This window comes from Citrobacter sp. Cf088 (assembly GCF_030334295.1).
Taxonomy (GTDB): Bacteria; Pseudomonadota; Gammaproteobacteria; order Enterobacterales; family Enterobacteriaceae; genus Citrobacter; species Citrobacter freundii.
Genome location: NZ_JAOWEE010000053.1, coordinates 259,034 through 276,376, shown reverse-complemented (window position 1 = coordinate 276,376; position 17,343 = coordinate 259,034). Strand labels below are relative to the sequence as shown.

Annotated in this window: 12 protein-coding genes and 1 pseudogene; 5 read left to right on the top strand and 8 right to left on the bottom strand. The window is 52.6% G+C overall.

The window, feature by feature from the left end; all coding sequences use genetic code 11:
* Positions 1-55 precede the first annotated feature (55 nt).
* Positions 56-1,353 (top strand): annotated as a pseudogene (locus OGV71_RS14175) (anaerobic C4-dicarboxylate transporter).
* Between the two features lie 85 nt (positions 1,354-1,438).
* Here OGV71_RS14175 and fruA read toward each other — a convergent pair.
* Genes fruA through fruB form a run of 3 tightly spaced genes read right to left on the bottom strand, consistent with a single transcriptional unit; the run spans position 1,439 to position 5,212 of the window.
* Positions 1,439-3,127: a PTS fructose transporter subunit IIBC gene (gene fruA, locus OGV71_RS14170; protein ID WP_204583432.1), complete on the bottom strand. Its 1,689-nt coding sequence runs from the start codon at positions 3,125-3,127 to the stop codon at positions 1,439-1,441.
* 16 nt (positions 3,128-3,143) lie between these two features.
* A complete protein-coding gene (fruK, locus tag OGV71_RS14165; protein ID WP_003027446.1) occupies positions 3,144-4,082 on the bottom strand; it encodes a 1-phosphofructokinase in 939 nt (312 codons plus the stop codon).
* The gene (fruB, locus tag OGV71_RS14160; protein WP_204583431.1) at positions 4,082-5,212 is read right to left on the bottom strand and encodes a fused PTS fructose transporter subunit IIA/HPr protein; all 1,131 of its coding nucleotides are present in this window, start codon (positions 5,210-5,212) and stop codon (positions 4,082-4,084) included. The genes fruK and fruB overlap by 1 nt, the downstream gene beginning before the upstream one ends.
* Before the next feature lie 368 nt (positions 5,213-5,580).
* Here fruB and setB point away from each other — a divergent pair, with 368 nt between their 5' ends.
* Positions 5,581-6,762 carry a sugar efflux transporter SetB gene (setB, locus tag OGV71_RS14155; protein WP_016150664.1) on the top strand — a complete coding sequence of 394 codons (1,182 nt, stop codon included), beginning with the start codon at positions 5,581-5,583 and terminating at the stop codon, positions 6,760-6,762.
* On the opposite strand, the gene OGV71_RS14150 is transcribed toward setB, so the two are convergent.
* Complete coding sequence (locus OGV71_RS14150; protein WP_204583430.1) at positions 6,759-7,013, bottom strand: YkgJ family cysteine cluster protein; 255 nt, start codon at positions 7,011-7,013, stop codon at positions 6,759-6,761. The two genes, setB and OGV71_RS14150, sit on opposite strands and share 4 nt — an antisense overlap.
* Before the next feature lie 157 nt (positions 7,014-7,170).
* On the opposite strand from OGV71_RS14150, the gene yeiP reads away from it, so the two are divergent.
* Entirely contained in the window at positions 7,171-7,743 is a 573-nt protein-coding gene (gene yeiP, locus OGV71_RS14145; protein ID WP_003027452.1) for an elongation factor P-like protein YeiP, read from the top strand.
* Between the two features lie 723 nt (positions 7,744-8,466).
* On the opposite strand, the gene torD is transcribed toward yeiP, so the two are convergent.
* The 3 genes from torD to torC are packed head-to-tail and all read right to left on the bottom strand — an operon-like array spanning position 8,467 to position 12,730.
* The gene (torD, locus tag OGV71_RS14140; RefSeq protein ID WP_204583429.1) at positions 8,467-9,099 is read right to left on the bottom strand and encodes a molecular chaperone TorD; all 633 of its coding nucleotides are present in this window, start codon (positions 9,097-9,099) and stop codon (positions 8,467-8,469) included.
* Positions 9,089-11,587: a trimethylamine-N-oxide reductase TorA gene (torA, locus tag OGV71_RS14135; protein WP_204583428.1), complete on the bottom strand. Its 2,499-nt coding sequence runs from the start codon at positions 11,585-11,587 to the stop codon at positions 9,089-9,091. The genes torD and torA overlap by 11 nt, the downstream gene beginning before the upstream one ends.
* Before the next feature lie 9 nt (positions 11,588-11,596).
* Entirely contained in the window at positions 11,597-12,730 is a 1,134-nt protein-coding gene (torC, locus tag OGV71_RS14130) for a pentaheme c-type cytochrome TorC (RefSeq protein ID WP_220393141.1), read from the bottom strand.
* A gap of 164 nt (positions 12,731-12,894) precedes the next feature.
* On the opposite strand from torC, the gene pdxR reads away from it, so the two are divergent.
* A complete protein-coding gene (gene pdxR, locus OGV71_RS14125; protein ID WP_136396984.1) occupies positions 12,895-14,367 on the top strand; it encodes a MocR-like pyridoxine biosynthesis transcription factor PdxR in 1,473 nt (490 codons plus the stop codon).
* Positions 14,368-14,412: 45 nt separating this feature from the next.
* On the opposite strand, the gene uxuA is transcribed toward pdxR, so the two are convergent.
* Positions 14,413-15,603 (bottom strand): mannonate dehydratase, encoded by a 1,191-nt coding sequence (uxuA, locus tag OGV71_RS14120; protein WP_003845159.1) that lies wholly within the window; start codon positions 15,601-15,603, stop codon positions 14,413-14,415.
* A 202-nt stretch (positions 15,604-15,805) separates the two neighbouring features.
* Between uxuA and OGV71_RS14115 the strand changes: the two genes are divergently transcribed.
* On the top strand, positions 15,806-17,272 hold the full coding sequence (locus tag OGV71_RS14115) for a mannitol dehydrogenase family protein (protein WP_204583427.1): 1,467 nt from the start codon (positions 15,806-15,808) through the stop codon (positions 17,270-17,272).
* Positions 17,273-17,343 lie beyond the last annotated feature (71 nt).

Below are 17,343 nucleotides of genomic sequence, written 5' to 3'. Positions count from 1 at the left end.
AAGCATTAAACAAACACTTATTTTAATAACAAATTATTCTCTGGCGGAGGCCATTATGGTTTGGTTAGAAATTATCGTCGTGTTAGGTGCAATATTTTTTGGTATCCGCCTCGGCGGAATAGGTATCGGTTTATGCGGCGGGCTGGGGCTGGCTATTTTAACGTTGGGATTTGATCTACAAATTGGTTCGCCCCCCGTTGACGTTATTCTCATTATTATGACAGTTGTCGTGGCAGCATCGGCGCTACAGGCCGCCGGAGGTATGGATTATCTAGTTCGCGTAGCCGGTAATTTCATGCGGCGTAATCCTAAATATATCAATATTATTGCACCGATTATCACCTGGTCGATGACCATTATGGCCGGAACAGGGTTCATTGTATTTTCTACCCTACCGGTGATTGCCGAAGTCGCCAAAGAGTCCGGTATCCGCCCTTCTCGTACGCTCGCCGGCTCCGTGGTCGCCTCTCAGGTGGCGATATCCGGTTCGCCGATCAGTGCCGCAATGGCGGCGATGCTGACCATTATGGAAGGCAACGGTGTCACCTTTATCCAGGTTATGGCGGTATGTCTGCCAGCTTCGTTTGTTGCCGCGATGGCCGCCGCTTTTATCGCCTCACGTCAGGGATGCGAGCTACAAGATGATGAAGTCTATCTTGAACGCCTGCAAAAAGGGTTGGTGCGTAAATATGAAGGGCAAAACAGCACTGTACCGGGTGCCAAACTCTCAGTCGCCCTGTTCATGTTGGCAACGGTCGTCATCGTATTCTTGCCGCCTGCCCGCAGCTACGCCCAGGATTTGATGCCGGCAACCCAATGAATACCCGGGATATCATCATTATTTGTATGTTATCTGCCGCTTGCCTGATGGTGGTGTTATGCAAAACATCAACCGATGCTATTGTCCTGACCTCCACATTTCGAGCAGGGATGAGTTCACTGGCCGTCATTCTCGGGATTGTTACATTGGGAACGACCTTCATTGATGCCCACTTAGCGGAGATTAAGGATATCGCAGGCGATATTCTACGGGCTTATCCGATGCTGTTGGCGCTGGTGCTGTTTGGTACCTGCGCACTTCTCTACTCGCAAGGCGCCACAACGCCGCTGATTATCCCTCTGGCCGTTGCGCTCGGCGTACCTACATGGGCGATTCTGGCCTCCTATGTGGCGGTAACCGGGGTGTTTGTTCTACCAACATACCCGACTTCGCTGGCGGCAATGGAGTTCGACACCACCGGGACAACACGCGTGGGCAAGTATGTCTTAAACCATCCGTTTATGCTGCCAGGACTGGGTGGGATCATTGCTGGCGTTGCCTTTGGTTTTATCATCGCGCCAATGATTGCCTGAACCGTTTTACATATCCATCTTCAGGCAGCAGTTAATCGATAAAAAAAGGGGCAGAGAAATCTCTGCCCCTGATGTCAGCATTAAATCATGCCGCTTTTGCCACAACCTCATCTTCCGGGCGCTTCAGCACCGCGTAGGAGAGACCGGCTACCAGCGTACCGGCAATAATGGCCAGCAGGTAGCCCAGTACCGGCGTAATTGCGCCTGGAATTAACAGGACGAAAAGCCCGCCGTGTGGCGCCATCAGCTTCGCACCCACTGCCATCGAGATAGCACCGGTAATCGCACCACCAACGATACAGCAAGGCAGAACGCGCATCGGGTCACGGGCTGCGAATGGAATAGCCCCTTCGGTGATAAAGCACAGGCCCAGTACCAGCGCAGCTTTGCCGCCTTCCTGCTGCGCTTTGTCGAACTTACGGCGCGCAACCAGCGTTGCTAAACCCAGAGCCAGCGGAGGAACCATACCTGCCGCCATGATGGCCGCCATCGGCGCATAAGTTTGCGTACTCAGCAGACCCACACCGAAAGCATACGCCGCCTTGTTAACCGGACCACCCATATCGGTACACATCATGCCGCCAAGAATCGCTCCAAGCAGCACCGCATTCGCCGTACCCATGGTTTGCAGCCAGTGGGTCAGACCTTCCAGAATGCCAGCCACCGGTTTGCCGATCAGGTAAATCATGGCCAGACCAACCACCAGGCTTGAGAACAGCGGAATGATCAGGATCGGTTTCAGCGCTTCCATACTCTGCGGGAGTTTCAACTTCGTGCTGATAAGCTTCGCCACATAACCGGCAAGGAAACCAGCAATAATCCCGCCAATAAAGCCGGAACCGGTGCTCACCGCCAGCATACCGCCGATAAGACCCGGCGTCAGACCAGGACGGTCAGCGATGGAAAACGCGATATAACCTGCCAGAACCGGCACCATCAGCGCAAAAGCTGAACCACCGCCAATCTGCATCAGCGCCGCCGCCAGCGTACCCTGCTCTTTAAACGCTTCGATACCAAAAGCGAACGAGAGTGCAATACACAGACCGCCAGCAACCACCATCGGCAGCATGTAAGAGACGCCCGTCAGCAGGTGACGATATGCCCCCGCGCTCTCTTTCTTACTTTCGGTTGCTGAAGTCTGCGCTTTACCGGTTGGCTGGTACGGTGTTGCTTCTTCCAGCGCTTTGTCCAGCTCCTGCTTGGTTTTCTTCAACGCAAGACCCGTAGAGGTGCGGTACATCGGTTTGCCGGCAAACTTCGCCAGATCAACTTCAATGTCAGCTGCCACAATCACCAGATCCGCCTGAGCCACTTCTTCCGGCGTAATGGCATTGCCTGCGCCAACAGAACCTCGAGTTTCGACCTTCACCCACCAGCCACGTTTTTTCGCTTCTGTTTCAATCGCTTCAGCAGCCATAAACGTATGAGCAACACCGGTCGGACACGCCGTCACTGCCACCACGCGTTTTGGACCACTGCTGGCCACAGGTGCTGTTGCAACCGGGGCACTGTAAGGTTTTGCATGGCCCTTCGCTTCGCTGAGGAACAGTTCAGGGTGCGCAACCGCACGACCAATGTCGCCCAGCCAGACTTTTTTGCCGTTCAGCGAACTGTCGGCAGGCAGCGTATCGCCCAGAACAATTGCCAGTTCGGCATCATTCGGATTATCAATAATTTCCAGATGTGCTTTCTGTGCCGCCGATCCAAGCAGGGTTTTCGCCATGTAAGCGCGAGCCTGGCCGAGATTAGCGTCAATAATCAGCAGCGTTTTCATTATGCCTCTCCTGCTGTCAGTTAAACGGTTTTAAGTCGACACGCGCCATCATTGCGGCCAACTGAGGACGATCGGTAATGCCTACATTACTTTGGCTTACTGCCAGGGCGGCAACAGCCGTCGCCAGACGCAGGGTATGTTCACTGGACTCACGCATCAGCAGGCCGTAAATCAGACCGCCAACCATTGAATCACCCGCGCCGACGGTGCTGACCACCTCAACTGACGGCGGTTTAGCAATCCACTCACCTGAAGCGTTAACCCACAGCGCACCTTCCGCGCCGAGTGAAATCACCACATGAGCAATACCCTGCTCGCGTAGCGCATGCGCCGCATCAATCACATCTTTCATTTCCGGCAGTTTGCGGCCTGCCCAGATTTCCAGCTCACGACGGTTTGGTTTCACCAGCCACGGTGCCGCTTTCAGACCCGCCACCAGCGCTTCACGACTACTATCAAAGATAATGCAAGGACACTGACTGCGCAGGCGCGTCATCCAGTCGGTGAAGGCTTCCGGGCTCACGCCGGTCGGCAAACTGCCGCTGACGCACACCATGTCGAACTGGCCCAGCCAGCTCAGCGAGTCATTCACAAAGCGTTCCCAGTCAGCCGGGGTGACTTCAAAGCCGGAGAAATTAAAGTCAGATACTTCACCGTCTTTTTCGGTCAGTTTGACGTTGATACGGGTACGCCCTTGTACAACCTGAAAACGGTTGGCTATACCCAGCTCGCTGAACAACTGCTGAAAACCATCCTGGTTGTCTTTACCCAAGAAGCCGCCCACAGTGACATCGATACCTAAATCCTTCAAAACCTTAGCGACGTTAATTCCTTTCCCTGCCGCGTGCAGACCGGTGGTTTTCACCAGGTTCACTTCACCACGTTCAATTTCAGGGCAGAAACCCACCAGGTCGTAGGCCGGGTTAAGGGTGATAGTCGCAACACGTCTGCTCATTACGCGCCCTCCCCAAGACCTGCCGCTATGGCTTCGCCAATCGCTTTCAGCGCCTGTTCAGCATCTTCACCCTGGGCGGTAAAGCGCAGGTGATGTCCTTTCTTCACGCCTAATGCCACAACTTTCATCAGACTGCGTCCATTTGCCGGTTTGCCGGTTCCATCGAGATTTGTCACGGTAATTTCACTGTTAAATTGTTTAATCGCATTCACCAGCATGGTGCCCGGACGGGCGTGTAAACCATGCTCATTGCGCACAATAAATTCGGCGCTCAGTACATCATCAGTTAAGGCGTCATCACTGGTCAGCAGCGCCAGTACCGTTGCCGCATCGGCTTTCAACAAACGGTCAGCTTTATTATTCAGCAGCAGATCGCCAAGACGCTTCAGCACAGCAACCGGTTGATCGTCATTCATGGCGACGGTCACCAGCAGGGCTGCCGCTTCACCTTCTACATCGAATGTTGTTGCTGCACGGCTGACCGCAACAGCGCTACGCACGTTGCCTTCAGCACAGTCATTCAGCCAGATCCCCTGACCGAGATTCATCGGCTGCTCATTGATTGCTCTGGCCACAAAGGTGGCGTCAACCGCACCGACTTCTTTCAGTCGTGCCGCGTTGAGTGCCTGCAGCGTCACCAGCGAGTTGGCCACGACATCCAGCGACAGCGTTTCGTTATCAAGCTTCAGCTGTTCGCTTTGCTTTTCGCCCATCAGCAGCGCACGCAGTTCTTCCGCCGTGGTCGCAGATTTCAGCTGTTCAGCGACGGAGTCATCGCTCAGCACGTGTGTCAGCTGACGCAGTAAACCGAGATGTTCATCAGAGCTTGCGGCGATGCCGATTGCCACATAAGCAACCTGCCCTTCGCCCCAGGTCACGCCCTGCGGAAACTGAAAAACTTGCACACCGGTTTTCAGCACCTGATCGCGCGTGTCCGTCGTACCGTGAGGAATCGCAATACCGTTGCCGAGGAACGTGGACGTCTGTTGTTCGCGCGCCAGCATGCCATCGACGTAGCCTTCCGCGACGTTACCCGCCTGCACTAAGGCAGCGGCAACCTGGCGAATAGCCTCTTCTTTATTCCCGGCCTGTTCGCCCGGGTGAATATCCTGAACAGATAACTGGAACATGGTTCTCCTCTCCCGCTGATTTGAAACGATTCAGCTAACATGAGAAAAAAGGCGTCACCTGACTCCATCAGTTATGGCGAGATGACGCTGAAACGTTTCAAGAAGTCTTGATCTTTTTTCTTCAGCACACAAGTAAAGTTGACAAATTACTTGCTGAATTTAGAGATAACGCACATTTTCTCTGCGAGGGAGAAAAAACTGCTGACGGAAAAACGGCGTCAGCTTGTCAGATTCAGCAACGTCAGCAAACAGCATTCTTTGACTGAAATGCTATTTTGATTTTTGATGCCGATTTTGATTTGGCTCCCTGTTTATTTTCTGACAAGCGGCGTAAACTCCGCGTCTCTTCACATCATTGATATCAAAACATGCATAACACCCCCGTAGCCGCCACACCCAAGGCGTTTGATTTAACGTCTTCGGCGTTCCTGCTCGTCGCATTTCTGACGGGTATCGCCGGTGCGTTGCAGACGCCAACGCTTAGCCTTTTTCTGACGGATGAAGTCCATGCCCGTCCCGGCATGGTCGGGTTCTTTTTTACCGGCAGCGCCGTGATCGGCATTTTGGTGAGTCAGTTTCTGGCCGGGCGCTCGGATAAAAAAGGCGATCGCAAAAACCTGATTGTGTTTTGCTGCGTGCTGGGGATGCTGGCCTGCGTGCTGTTCGCCTGGAACCGTAACTATTTTATTCTGCTGTTTATCGGGGTATTCCTCAGCAGCTTTGGATCGACTGCCAACCCGCAAATGTTCGCTCTCGCCCGTGAACACGCCGACCGCACAGGTCGGGAAGCCGTCATGTTCAGCTCAATATTACGTGCGCAGGTTTCGCTGGCCTGGGTAATTGGCCCACCGCTGGCCTACGCGCTGGCCATGGGGTTCAGCTTTACGGTGATGTATCTCAGCGCAGCGGTGGCGTTTGTTGTCTGCGGCGTAATGGTCTGGTTATTTTTACCCTCGATGAGTAAAAACGTGCCTCTCGCAACAGGCGCAGTTGAGGCCCCGCGCCGCAATCGACGCGACACGCTGCTGCTGTTTGTTATCTGCACATTAATGTGGGGCACTAATAGTCTCTATATCATTAATATGCCGCTGTTTATCATCAACGAACTGCATCTGCCGGAAAAACTGGCTGGCATCATGATGGGTACCGCAGCCGGACTGGAAATCCCGACCATGTTGATTGCTGGCTATTTTGCAAAGCGTCTGGGCAAACGTCTGTTGATGAGAATTGCCGTCGTCGCCGGGTTCTTCTTTTATGCCGGTATGCTGCTGGCTCACTCTCCGGCGATATTACTTGGCTTACAACTGCTGAACGCGATTTACATCGGCATCCTCGGCGGGATTGGCATGCTCTATTTCCAGGATCTGATGCCAGGACAGGCAGGCTCAGCAACGACCCTGTATACGAATACCATTCGCGTGGGCTGGATTATTGCCGGATCGCTGGCGGGGATTGCCGCTGAAATCTGGAACTATCACGCGGTGTTCTGGTTTGCGCTGGTGATGATCGTCGCCACCGTTGTGTGCCTGGCGCGCATCAAGGACGTTTAAGGCGCGGTCAGCGCTTCAAGCTCGATGAGATAAACCATGGCCTGGTGCGTCATCTGTCCGCACATTTCCGCACTGGGCTGTAAACCGCCGCACACTTTTGGTCGTAGCGGCGAAGCAAAAATTTTGCAACGCAGGGATTCATCCAGCTGAACGCATGGCGTATTAGCAGGTTTGCCATCAGGCATGCCAGGGATGGGACTGGAGATTGAAGGCGCGGTGCAGCATGCACCACAATCCGGACGGCATTCCATACAGTACTCTCTTTATCGTAAACCATCGGATTGTGCGGGAAGCGCACAGTACCACCTTTTTGGCACCAGCAAAAGCATGAATTCCGCTTGCCTGAATGCCCCGGCGCGAGTAGTTTTACGCGATATTTTAGACACTCCTCACTACAGGATTTTTTCGATGCCAAGAGCGAACGAAATTAAAAAAGGTATGGTACTAAACTACAACGGCAAGCTGCTGATTGTAAAAGATATCGATATTCAATCACCATCCGCACGTGGTGCAGCTACGCTGTACAAAATGCGTTTTTCTGATGTGCGTACCGGTCTGAAAGTTGAAGAACGCTTCAAAGGCGACGATATCGTGGATACCGTCACCCTGAGCCGCCGCGGGGTTGATTTCTCCTACGTCGATGGCAACGAATACATCTTTATGGATAAAGAAGACTATACCCCGTATACCTTCACCAAAGACCAGATTGAAGAAGAGCTGCTGTTCATGCCGGAAGGCGGTATGCCGGATATGCAGGTACTGACCTGGGACGGCCAACTGCTGGCGCTTGAACTGCCGCAGACCGTAGACCTGGAAATCGTTGAAACCTCACCGGGTATTAAAGGTGCTTCAGCGAGTGCGCGCAACAAGCCAGCAACCCTGAGCACCGGTCTGGTGATCCAGGTTCCTGAGTATCTTAGTGCGGGTGAAAAAATCCGTATTCATATCGAAGAACGTCGCTATATGGGCCGTGCAGATTAATCTCCTGTCGTTACAGGTGAACCAAAGATAATGGCATGTTATCTCTGGCAAAATGTTCCGTTCACTTTAGTGGTATCACTTCTCTGAAACCATACTGCCTGTGAACGTGTTAAGGGTACTATCGCCGTACCCTTAACAATCCCGGCTCCCGGCGGGAAAATTGCCACTTCGTGGTTCCCTCCGCTTATTCCTCCAGGCTACCGGGCCGGGCGCGAGGTAGCGTCCCTGCAAAACGCGCCCTGAACCCGCATCCATGCGGGTTCTCCCGGCCTTACGGAAACACGTCGGCAATTTTCAGCCGGACCAGCCCACACCTGACCATCTGCGTTTTTTTTGAATATATCTGAACAGCAAATCAGATTTAACTGGAAGTCAGAGCATTACAGCGATGACCCCGGTCCGGCTGAAAATCGATGAGGCGTTGACGGCTGACCGGGGCTGCCCGCAGGGATGCGGGCAGAGGGGACGGCCTGCAAGGATGCAGGCTCGGCACCGACCCGACAGGCAGACGGCATAAGACGAATAACTCGCGCAGCGACGATTTTCCCGCCGGGAGCCTGGGATGCAAGGGAGGCGGCGGTGAGCCTCCCTTGCACGTTCACGGGTAACGGCGTTTCAGAGAAATGACTCCACTGAGGTGAACGGAACCCTATGCCGCAATCAAATATTCTCCATAATGCTTTACTGACTGGCATTACAGCGCAGGCTGTCCCTTTGTCATTTTTAGCGCTGACTGCTGAAATAAAAATCATCCATCAGCAGCGACTCCAGATACTGTTCATCCTCTTGCATAAAACGCACTATCAGATTAACCGCCTGAGGATAAAACCCCTCGTTATCCCGCACCAGACAAGCGTCGCAAAATAACGGTGCCCAGCACAGAATATGATGATGCAAAAAGTAATACTGCGCGGAGAATTTCTCCTCTTTAGCAACCATCCTCGCCATTAATGCCAACTGTACGGCAATATGATCGGAGGGTTCATTCTCCCGCGCCGCCAGCCCTTGCTCAACCAGCAGCACATTCATTTGCAGACGTTCTTCTGCCGCCGTCGTGTGTGGATAGTGCCCCGCATAGGGAGAAACACTAGCCGGCGGGGCCAGCAGAAACAACGAGGCAAAATCTGCGGCCAACTCCAGCTGTCGGGAGTCGCGCCGCAGAACCCGACCCAGGCTACGCTCAAAACGTTTAACATTGGCAGATAATCCGGGGATCGCCTCAAGTGAGGCAATCCATGCCTGGCTATTGCCATTTTCCAGACTGGCGAGCTGTTTTTCATCCAGCTCACGAAATAACAGTTGCGAAAACCACTGGTACACAGCCGCCCGCTGCTGATGAATTTGATTATGCTGCACTGGTCCCCTCCTCTTTCACAATCTGCGGACCACCGAAAGCCGTCACCTGAGGGGCTTTCTGCTGATAACGCTCGACCTCCACCAGCACGGTATGTGCTGAAGGCCCCTGGGCCAGCTGTGAAGTACCGATATCCGCACTCAGCACGTTCGGGTCGCCATAGGTGCATAATGTCCCGGCTTTCCCCCCTTCCTGCGGGGAGTACCACGCGCCTTCATGAATACGGACCACGCCAGGGGTAAAATCCGGACTGATTACCACGCCAGCCAGTACCTGACCACGAGCGTTAAAAACGCGGGCGATATCACCGGCTTTTAAGCCACGAGTGGTGGCATCCTGTTCGCTGATATAAAGCGGCTCTCTTCCGGCAACTGCATAGGTGTTGCGAAACGCCTCGCTTGAGCACAACTGGGAATGCAGACGTTTATCTGGATGGCAGGATTGCAAATGCAGCGGGTATTTATCTTTTTTGCCGCTATGGGTACGCTCAAAGGGTTCCATCCATACCGGATGCCCCGGACAATCATCATAGGCAAAACCCGCGATGGTTTTGCTATAGATTTCAATAAGACCTGACGGCGTTCCCAGCGGATTCAGGTCTGGCTGCTCACGAAACTCGCCGTGACGTACCCACGGCTGACCCGGCGGATATTCAATATATCCGTCACCCTGCCAGAACGTTGTGAAGTCCGGTAAGGTAACACCGAGCGACGCCCCCATCTTCACACCTTCGTCATAAAGAGCCTGTATCCACTGCATTTCATTCCGGTTTTCGCGGTACACCGCTTCCTTATCAAATCGCTTACACAGCCCGGCAAAGATGTCAAAATCATGCCGCGCTTCGTATTGCGGTTTAACAATCTGATGCAACGCCATCAGCCCTTTATTCGAATGCGTGCCAAACTGCTCAATATCGTTACGTTCAAAACGGGTAGTCACAGGCAGAACGATATCGGCAAAACGGCACGACGCGGTCCATTGGTGCTCTAACACCACCACGGTTTCCAGCTTCTTCCATGCCTCAATCATACGGTTCCTGTCCTGCTGGGCGTGGAATGGATTGGCCGCACTGTAGATCGCCATTTTGATGTCAGGATACGTTAACGTCTCACCGTTGAAGGCAATCTTGTTACCTGGCGCAAGCAGGCAGTCAACGATACGCGAAGTGGGGATATGCTCCGATGCGCCGCGAAAATCCGCTTTGTACTTCGCCTGCTGGGGATTAGTAATACTCCCCAGCCCGGAGAGCACTGGCCCGGTCGATGTTACCGTTCCACCGCCGTTATAGTGCCAGCCAAATCCGACCCCGCCGCCGGGCAAACCAATTTGACCGACCATGCTGGCCAGTACCACCAGCATCCACGGATACTGCTCACCGTGGTGCATGCGTTGTACGCACCAACCACCCATAAACTGTGTCCGGCCTTTCACCAACAGGCGGGCGAAGTCTCGGATCTGCTCTGCTGTCAGCCCGCAGATTTCTGCCGCCCATTCGGCATTTTTCGGCTGTTTATCACTCTCGCCCAGCAGGTACGGTAAAAACCGTTCAAAGCCGACGGTGTAATCGGTAATAAACGCCGTGTCATACAGTTTTTCTTCGTACAGGGTATGCGCCAGTGCCAGCATTAACGCGACATCGGTTTGTGGCCGCAACGCCAATTGCTCGCAGCCAAGATAGTTTTGAGATTTGCTACGCACTGGATCAACGCTGATAACGCGCATCTTATTCTGCGCTACCGCCTCTTTAATCTGCTGCCAGTAGCCAAACGCATCGTGATCGGGAACCAAAAACTCGATCTGCAAGTTCTTGATCGGATCGCAACCCCACAACACGATAGTATTGCTGTTTTGAATCACCAGCGGGAATGACGTCTGCTGCTCATAAACTTCCAGTGAACCAATCACATGCGGTAAAATGACCTGGGCCGCCGCCGCAGAATAGTCGCCGACAGTTGTCACATAGCTACCATGCAGGCCAAGTCCCCGGTCCATCGCCCCGCCCGCTTTATGGTATTTGCCTACCATTTGCCAGTCAGCAAGCCCGGTAAATACGCCTGATGAACCATAGTTTTTTTGCACCCGCTCCAGCTCTTCGTAAAACAAATCCAGCGCCTGATCCCAACTGACCCGTACAAAACGGTTATCTCCGCGCTGGCTGCGATCCGACTTCTCACGTTTAAGCAGCCAGTCCAGACGCACCATCGGGTAGCGCACCCGCGACGGGTTGTAGACCACTTCACGCACCGCGTTCAGCATATCGCAGGGATATTTGTCATGTTTGAACGGACGGGTTTCGGTCCACTCACCGTTGACCACTTTGGCTTCAAAAGCGCCATAGTGCGAACCTGATTGAATCCACTGTTCGGGATTTTCCCCCGCCGCCCACACTTTTGATATCAGCGGATTAGGCGCCAGTGCGCTGGCAGCACCCACCGCCAACATACCGCTGAGAAAACGGCGGCGGGACGGATTAAAGTCATGAATATCCATACATTATCCTTACTTTTTGTTGGTGTCAGACACATCGCTGGCGTGGGTCTGGAGGTATTTCAACAACGTACGTTCCTCCACCGGATTAAGCCGGTAATAGGTCGACATGGCTTTCAATCCAGCGATCCAGCCATTAGCGGTATATCGGGTCGTAGGAGGAGTGCTATGACAGGCGCTACAGGTGGATTGCAGCATTTGATCTGAGTACTCCCAGATTGGCGCAAGTGTGCTGATAAAGTTCTGATCGGTGGTCCAGGCGGTGACGCTCACCTGCTGCCATTCCTGATGTGAATCAGGATCGACCTGGGTTTGTAGCACTTTTACGTTCGCCATCAGGGGCTCATCGAGCACGGCGGAGAAAACGCGTTTCCCCATATACTGGGTGATCACCCGTCCACGCCCTTTGCTTTCACGCCAGCCCGTAATTTCGAGCTGGACGTTACTGCCTTCTTTTTTCAGCACCTTGGCCTCGGTGGCGGGAAATAACAGCGCCTTCCCTGCCGGACTTTCTGCCGTTGCCGCCAATGATTTTTCGCTTAATGAGAACAGTGTGGACGCATCCGTTGGCGTATCTCCCTGACGCTGTAGCTGCTTAAAGCGATCGCGAAAACCGCTGCTCATATCGGGTTTGTGATGGGCTATTCCTTTGTGGCAATCGATACAGTTACTGTCTTTTGCTGCCGCCGCGGTCATTTGCGCCGCCGCATTTGCCGATTGCTTGCCATGATCCATTGCCTCATAGCTATGGCAGGATTTACACGCCGCTGAATTATTCGCGCTCATGCGCGCCCACTCCCGCTGGGCCAGCTCCGAGCGTTTGGCTGCAAACTTTTCCGGAGTGTCGATAGAAGGAGAAATAAAGGTGTGATAGAGATCGTTTAAGGCTTCAGTTTTACGAATAAGCGTTGGAACAACGCCCGGTGGAATATGACAATCCTTACACTCAGCCCGCACGCCAGACGCGTTGCGAAAATGCACGCTGGTTTTATATTCCTCTCCAGCCGTGCGCATCGAGTGACACGATAAACAAAATTCGGTGGTACTGGTGTAATGAACGCCTTGCCACGTTCCCCAAATAGCCAAGGCCATTACTACCGCCCCGACGAATGCGCACCACAATGCGTTCTTTCTTATCCACGACATGCTTGCCTCCATTTTTTAATAGCGACACGCTAAGGGATAATAAAAATCAAAAATAGAGACAGCGAAAGCAGATTATAGGAACAGCAGCCACTCTATGAGGTGAGTCAAATAGTAAAGATCAGAAATTCGTAATATAGTGACCATCTGTAAATAAGGAATTTCTTATGCTAACACTGACGCTCAATAGAGAAAGCCGTACTCCGCTGCAACTGCAGATATTTCAATTTTATTTCCAGGCAATTCAGCAGGGTGATTTGCTTTGTGGAGACAAACTCCCCTCTATTCGCGAGCAGGCTCAGGTATTGCACGTTGCTAAAATAACGGTAGTGATGGCCTATGATAAGCTGATGGCGGCTGGGTTAATCAAGAGCCGACACGGCATTGGCTATGAAGTGATATTCACCACCCCTGTACGTATAACCCCAACTCATGTGCCCGTAACCCAAGGCTCCCCACCGGTAAAACCTAAAGCTGCCGGGGTCTCTACCGATGTTTACGCCGAGCCTGGACGAGAGTGCTACTGCCGGATGGGCGTCCCCGATCCCAACGCTTTTCCCTGGTCAAGCTGGCGGAAATGGAATAATGCTCCAAGCATACTTAAAGAACAATTATTTACCCGGTATCATTCACCAAATGGATTATTTTCACTACGTGAGCAACTGGTCAGATACCTTAATTTATCCCGCGGAATTAATACCCGAGCAGAGAACATCATCATTACCAACGGGATTCAGGAAGGATTATCACTGCTCAGCCAAATATTTACTATTCATCATGCTGTCAGTCAGCAAAAAAAGTGCCATATTGTGACCGAATCCCCTTGTTATTCTGGCGCATGGCATCTTTTTAATTATTACGGTGCAGACATTACGTCAATTGCCGTAGATAACCACGGGCTGCAAACAGATAATTTACCCGAGTATGAAACCCAGCTTTGTTATGTTACTCCAGCTCATCAGTATCCGATGGGAAGTGTGCTTTCGCTGGAGCGCCGTCAGTCATTATTAACGTGGGCGCAACGCGTCGGCGCTTACATCATTGAAGACGATTACGATGCCGTTTTTACCTATGGGGACAATCCCCTTCCCGCGCTGAAAGCCATGGATTATCACAACCGGGTTATCTATATGGGGACATTTTCTAAAACACTGGGGCCAGGCGCACGGCTTGGCTATCTTATTTGCCCTGATGAACTGCTTCCGGCGGTACAGAACATGAAAGCGCTCAATAACAACGGCAGTCAGTGGTTGTTGCAGCAATTTTTAGCCGAACTGATGCAAAATCAGGTTTTTTATACGCATATCAGCAAGCTGGCCTGCAGCTATGCGACGCGCCTCACTCTGTTACGCGATGGCCTGTCCACTCTGTTTCCCGAAGGGAAAATCGCTGGCGCAACGGCAGGTCTGCACCTCTCGTTACGCATTGCCAGACATACCGAATTCATCGCCAGGTTGCAACAAAGCTGCCTGTTGGCTGGGATCCGTTTCGACACTCTGCCGGATATAGAAAATGGATCAGAAGCCGCATGGCGCAAAGAAAACAGCGATGCTGTTATGTTTTTTGGATTTGGTGGATTGCAGATACAGCAGATCAATAAAGTGCTGACAGTGCTGGAGCAGGCGCTCGCGCAGCCTTGATGAATAACAGGGATTGCGCCTGTAGCGCAATCCCTGTTGTTAGACTTACAGCAGGTCGCGGAACTGCGTTTGTTTCAGCGCCAGCTCAACGCCGCGGACTTCTGCCAGTCCTTTCAGGCGACCAATCGCCGAGTAGCCCGGATTGGTTTTCTTGTGCAGATCGTCAAGCATCTGGTGTCCATGATCCGGACGCATCGGGATAGGACGCAGGTCGCCCGCCTTTTTACGCCGCTGCTCTTCGCTCAAAATGGCAGCCACCACCGATACCATATCCACATCACCCTGCAGGTGCGCACCTTCGTGGAACGTTTTCGGGTTATCTTCACGACAGGTCGAGCGCAGGTGCGTGAAGTGGATACGATCGCCAAAGGTTTCGATCATTTTCACCAGATCGTTATCAGCGCGCACGCCGTAAGAACCGGTACACATGGTGAAACCATTATTAATACTGTCGACGGTTTCTTTCAGCCACTGCATATCTTCGATAGTCGAAACGATACGCGGCAGGCCGAGGATCGGGCGCGGCGGATCGTCAGGATGCACGGCCAGACGCACACCGACTTCCTCTGCCACTGGCACAATCGCCCGCAGGAATACCGCCATATTTTCGCGCAGATCGTCTTTACTGATGCCGTCATATTCAGCAAGGCGAGCACGAAACTGATCCAGCGTATAGCCCTCTTCTGCGCCAGGCAGGCCAGCAATGATATTGCGTGTCAGCTTTTCAATTTCTGCATCGCTCATGGCATTGAAGTAGTCCAGCGCCTGGCGTTGTTCTTCGTCGGTATAATCCGCTTCAGCTCCCGGGCGTTGCAGAATGTGCAGCTCGAAAGCCGCAAAGGCAATCTGGTCAAAACGCAGCGCTTTGGAACCATCCGGCAGCTGATATTCGAGGTCGGTACGCGTCCAGTCGAGGATCGGCATGAAGTTATAGCACACGGTATCGATACCGCAGGTCGCCAGATTACGGATACTCTGCTGATAGTTGGCAATCCACGTTTGATATTGACCTGAACGCGTTTTGATATCTTCGTGGACAGGGATACTTTCCACCACCGACCAGGTCAGCCCTTTTTCAGCCAGAATGGCCTGACGCTGTTGAATTTCTTCTACCGGCCACACTTCACCGTTAGGAATATGGTGCAAGGCGGTTACAACACCCGTTGCGCCAGCCTGACGCACATCATCAAGCGATACCGGATCGTTAGGTCCGTACCAACGCCAGGTTTGTTCCATTGTTTTACCTCACAAGTTGTTATACCAAATTAAATCACCTTAATGACGACTACCATACAGGCATCCGTTAGATGATCAACACATTGCCGATGATTGGTTGATCAAGCTCACATTCCCCGGATAAATGAGGCACACCAATTCAATTTGCTGTCATATAACTTTATACTGCCATTGTTAATTAATGGTTAACCAGGTGTATTTAATGAAAACTATTGCCTCAGCGCCACTGGCGGAAAATGTCATGATGCCACAGTACGACCGCCAGCAATTAAAAACGCGGATTGTACATTTTGGTTTCGGTGCTTTTCACCGCGCCCATCAGGCGTTACTCACCGACAGGGTGCTGAATGCGCAGGGTGGAGACTGGGGTATTTGTGAGATCAGTCTGTTCAGCGGCGATCGACTGATGAGCCAACTGCGCGAACAGGATCATTTATTTACCGTGCTGGAGAAAGGGGCCAACGGCAACCAACCGATTGTTATCGGCTCCGTCAACGAATGTCTCAACGCCAGGCTGGATTCACTGGCGGCTATTATTGAAAAATTCTGCGAGCCTCAGGTGGCTATTGTCTCGTTAACCATTACGGAAAAAGGCTACTGCATCGATCCGGCTACAGGCTCGTTAGACCTCAGTAATCCACGTATTGCTCACGATCTGCAAACACCGACTGAACCGCACTCTGTCCCCGGAATTATTGTTGAAGCGCTACACCGCCGGCGTGAACGCGGGCTACAGCCGTTTACCGTCCTCTCTTGCGATAATATCCCGGACAATGGTCATGTGGTAAAAAACGCCGTACTGGGAATGGCGGAAAAACGTTCACCAGAACTGGCAACCTGGATTCAGGAGCATGTCAGCTTCCCGGGTACCATGGTGGATCGCATTGTTCCTGCCGCTACCGAAGAGTCACTGGCTGAAATCGCACGCGAGCTGGGCGTTGCCGATCCTTGCGCAATCAGCTGCGAACCGTTTATCCAGTGGGTGATTGAAGATAATTTTGTGTGTGGCCGCCCACAATGGGAAACGGCGGGTGTTCAGATGGTCGAAAACGTCTTGCCGTGGGAACAAATGAAACTGCGGATGCTGAACGGCAGTCATTCGTTTCTGGCTTATCTCGGTTATCTGGCCGGGTTCCAGCACATCAGCGACTGCATGCAGGACAGCACATTTCGTGAAGCCGCCTACCGTCTGATGCTCAACGAACAGGCGCCTACGCTGCAAATTATCGACGTTGATTTAGACCAGTATGCCCTTAGCCTGTTGGAGCGTTTTGCCAACCCAGCGTTGAAACATAAAACCTGGCAAATTGCGATGGACGGTAGCCAGAAATTACCCCAGCGCATGTTGGAAGGGATCCGCGTACATTTAGCCCGCCAAAGTGAGTGGCCATTGCTGGCGCTCGGTGTCGCAGGCTGGATGCGTTACGTGAGCGGCGTTGATGACTCAGGCGCCGCAATTGATATTCGTGACCCACTAAGTGAGAAAATTGCCGCTCTGGTTAAACAGAGTACTGAATCAGAACGTGTCAGCGCCCTGCTTTCGCTGCGCGAAATTTTCGCTACCGATCTCGTCCAGAATCCGCAGTTTGTCGCAGCGATTGAAAAAGCCTGGCAACGTATTACTCAATACGGAGCACATCAGGCTGTCATTGATACGTTAAAAAGTTAACGATTTCTGCCATTAAACAGGACGAAGCGCGTCTTCGTCCTCTCGCCCCTTCTCTTTTCCCCCGTTTTTCG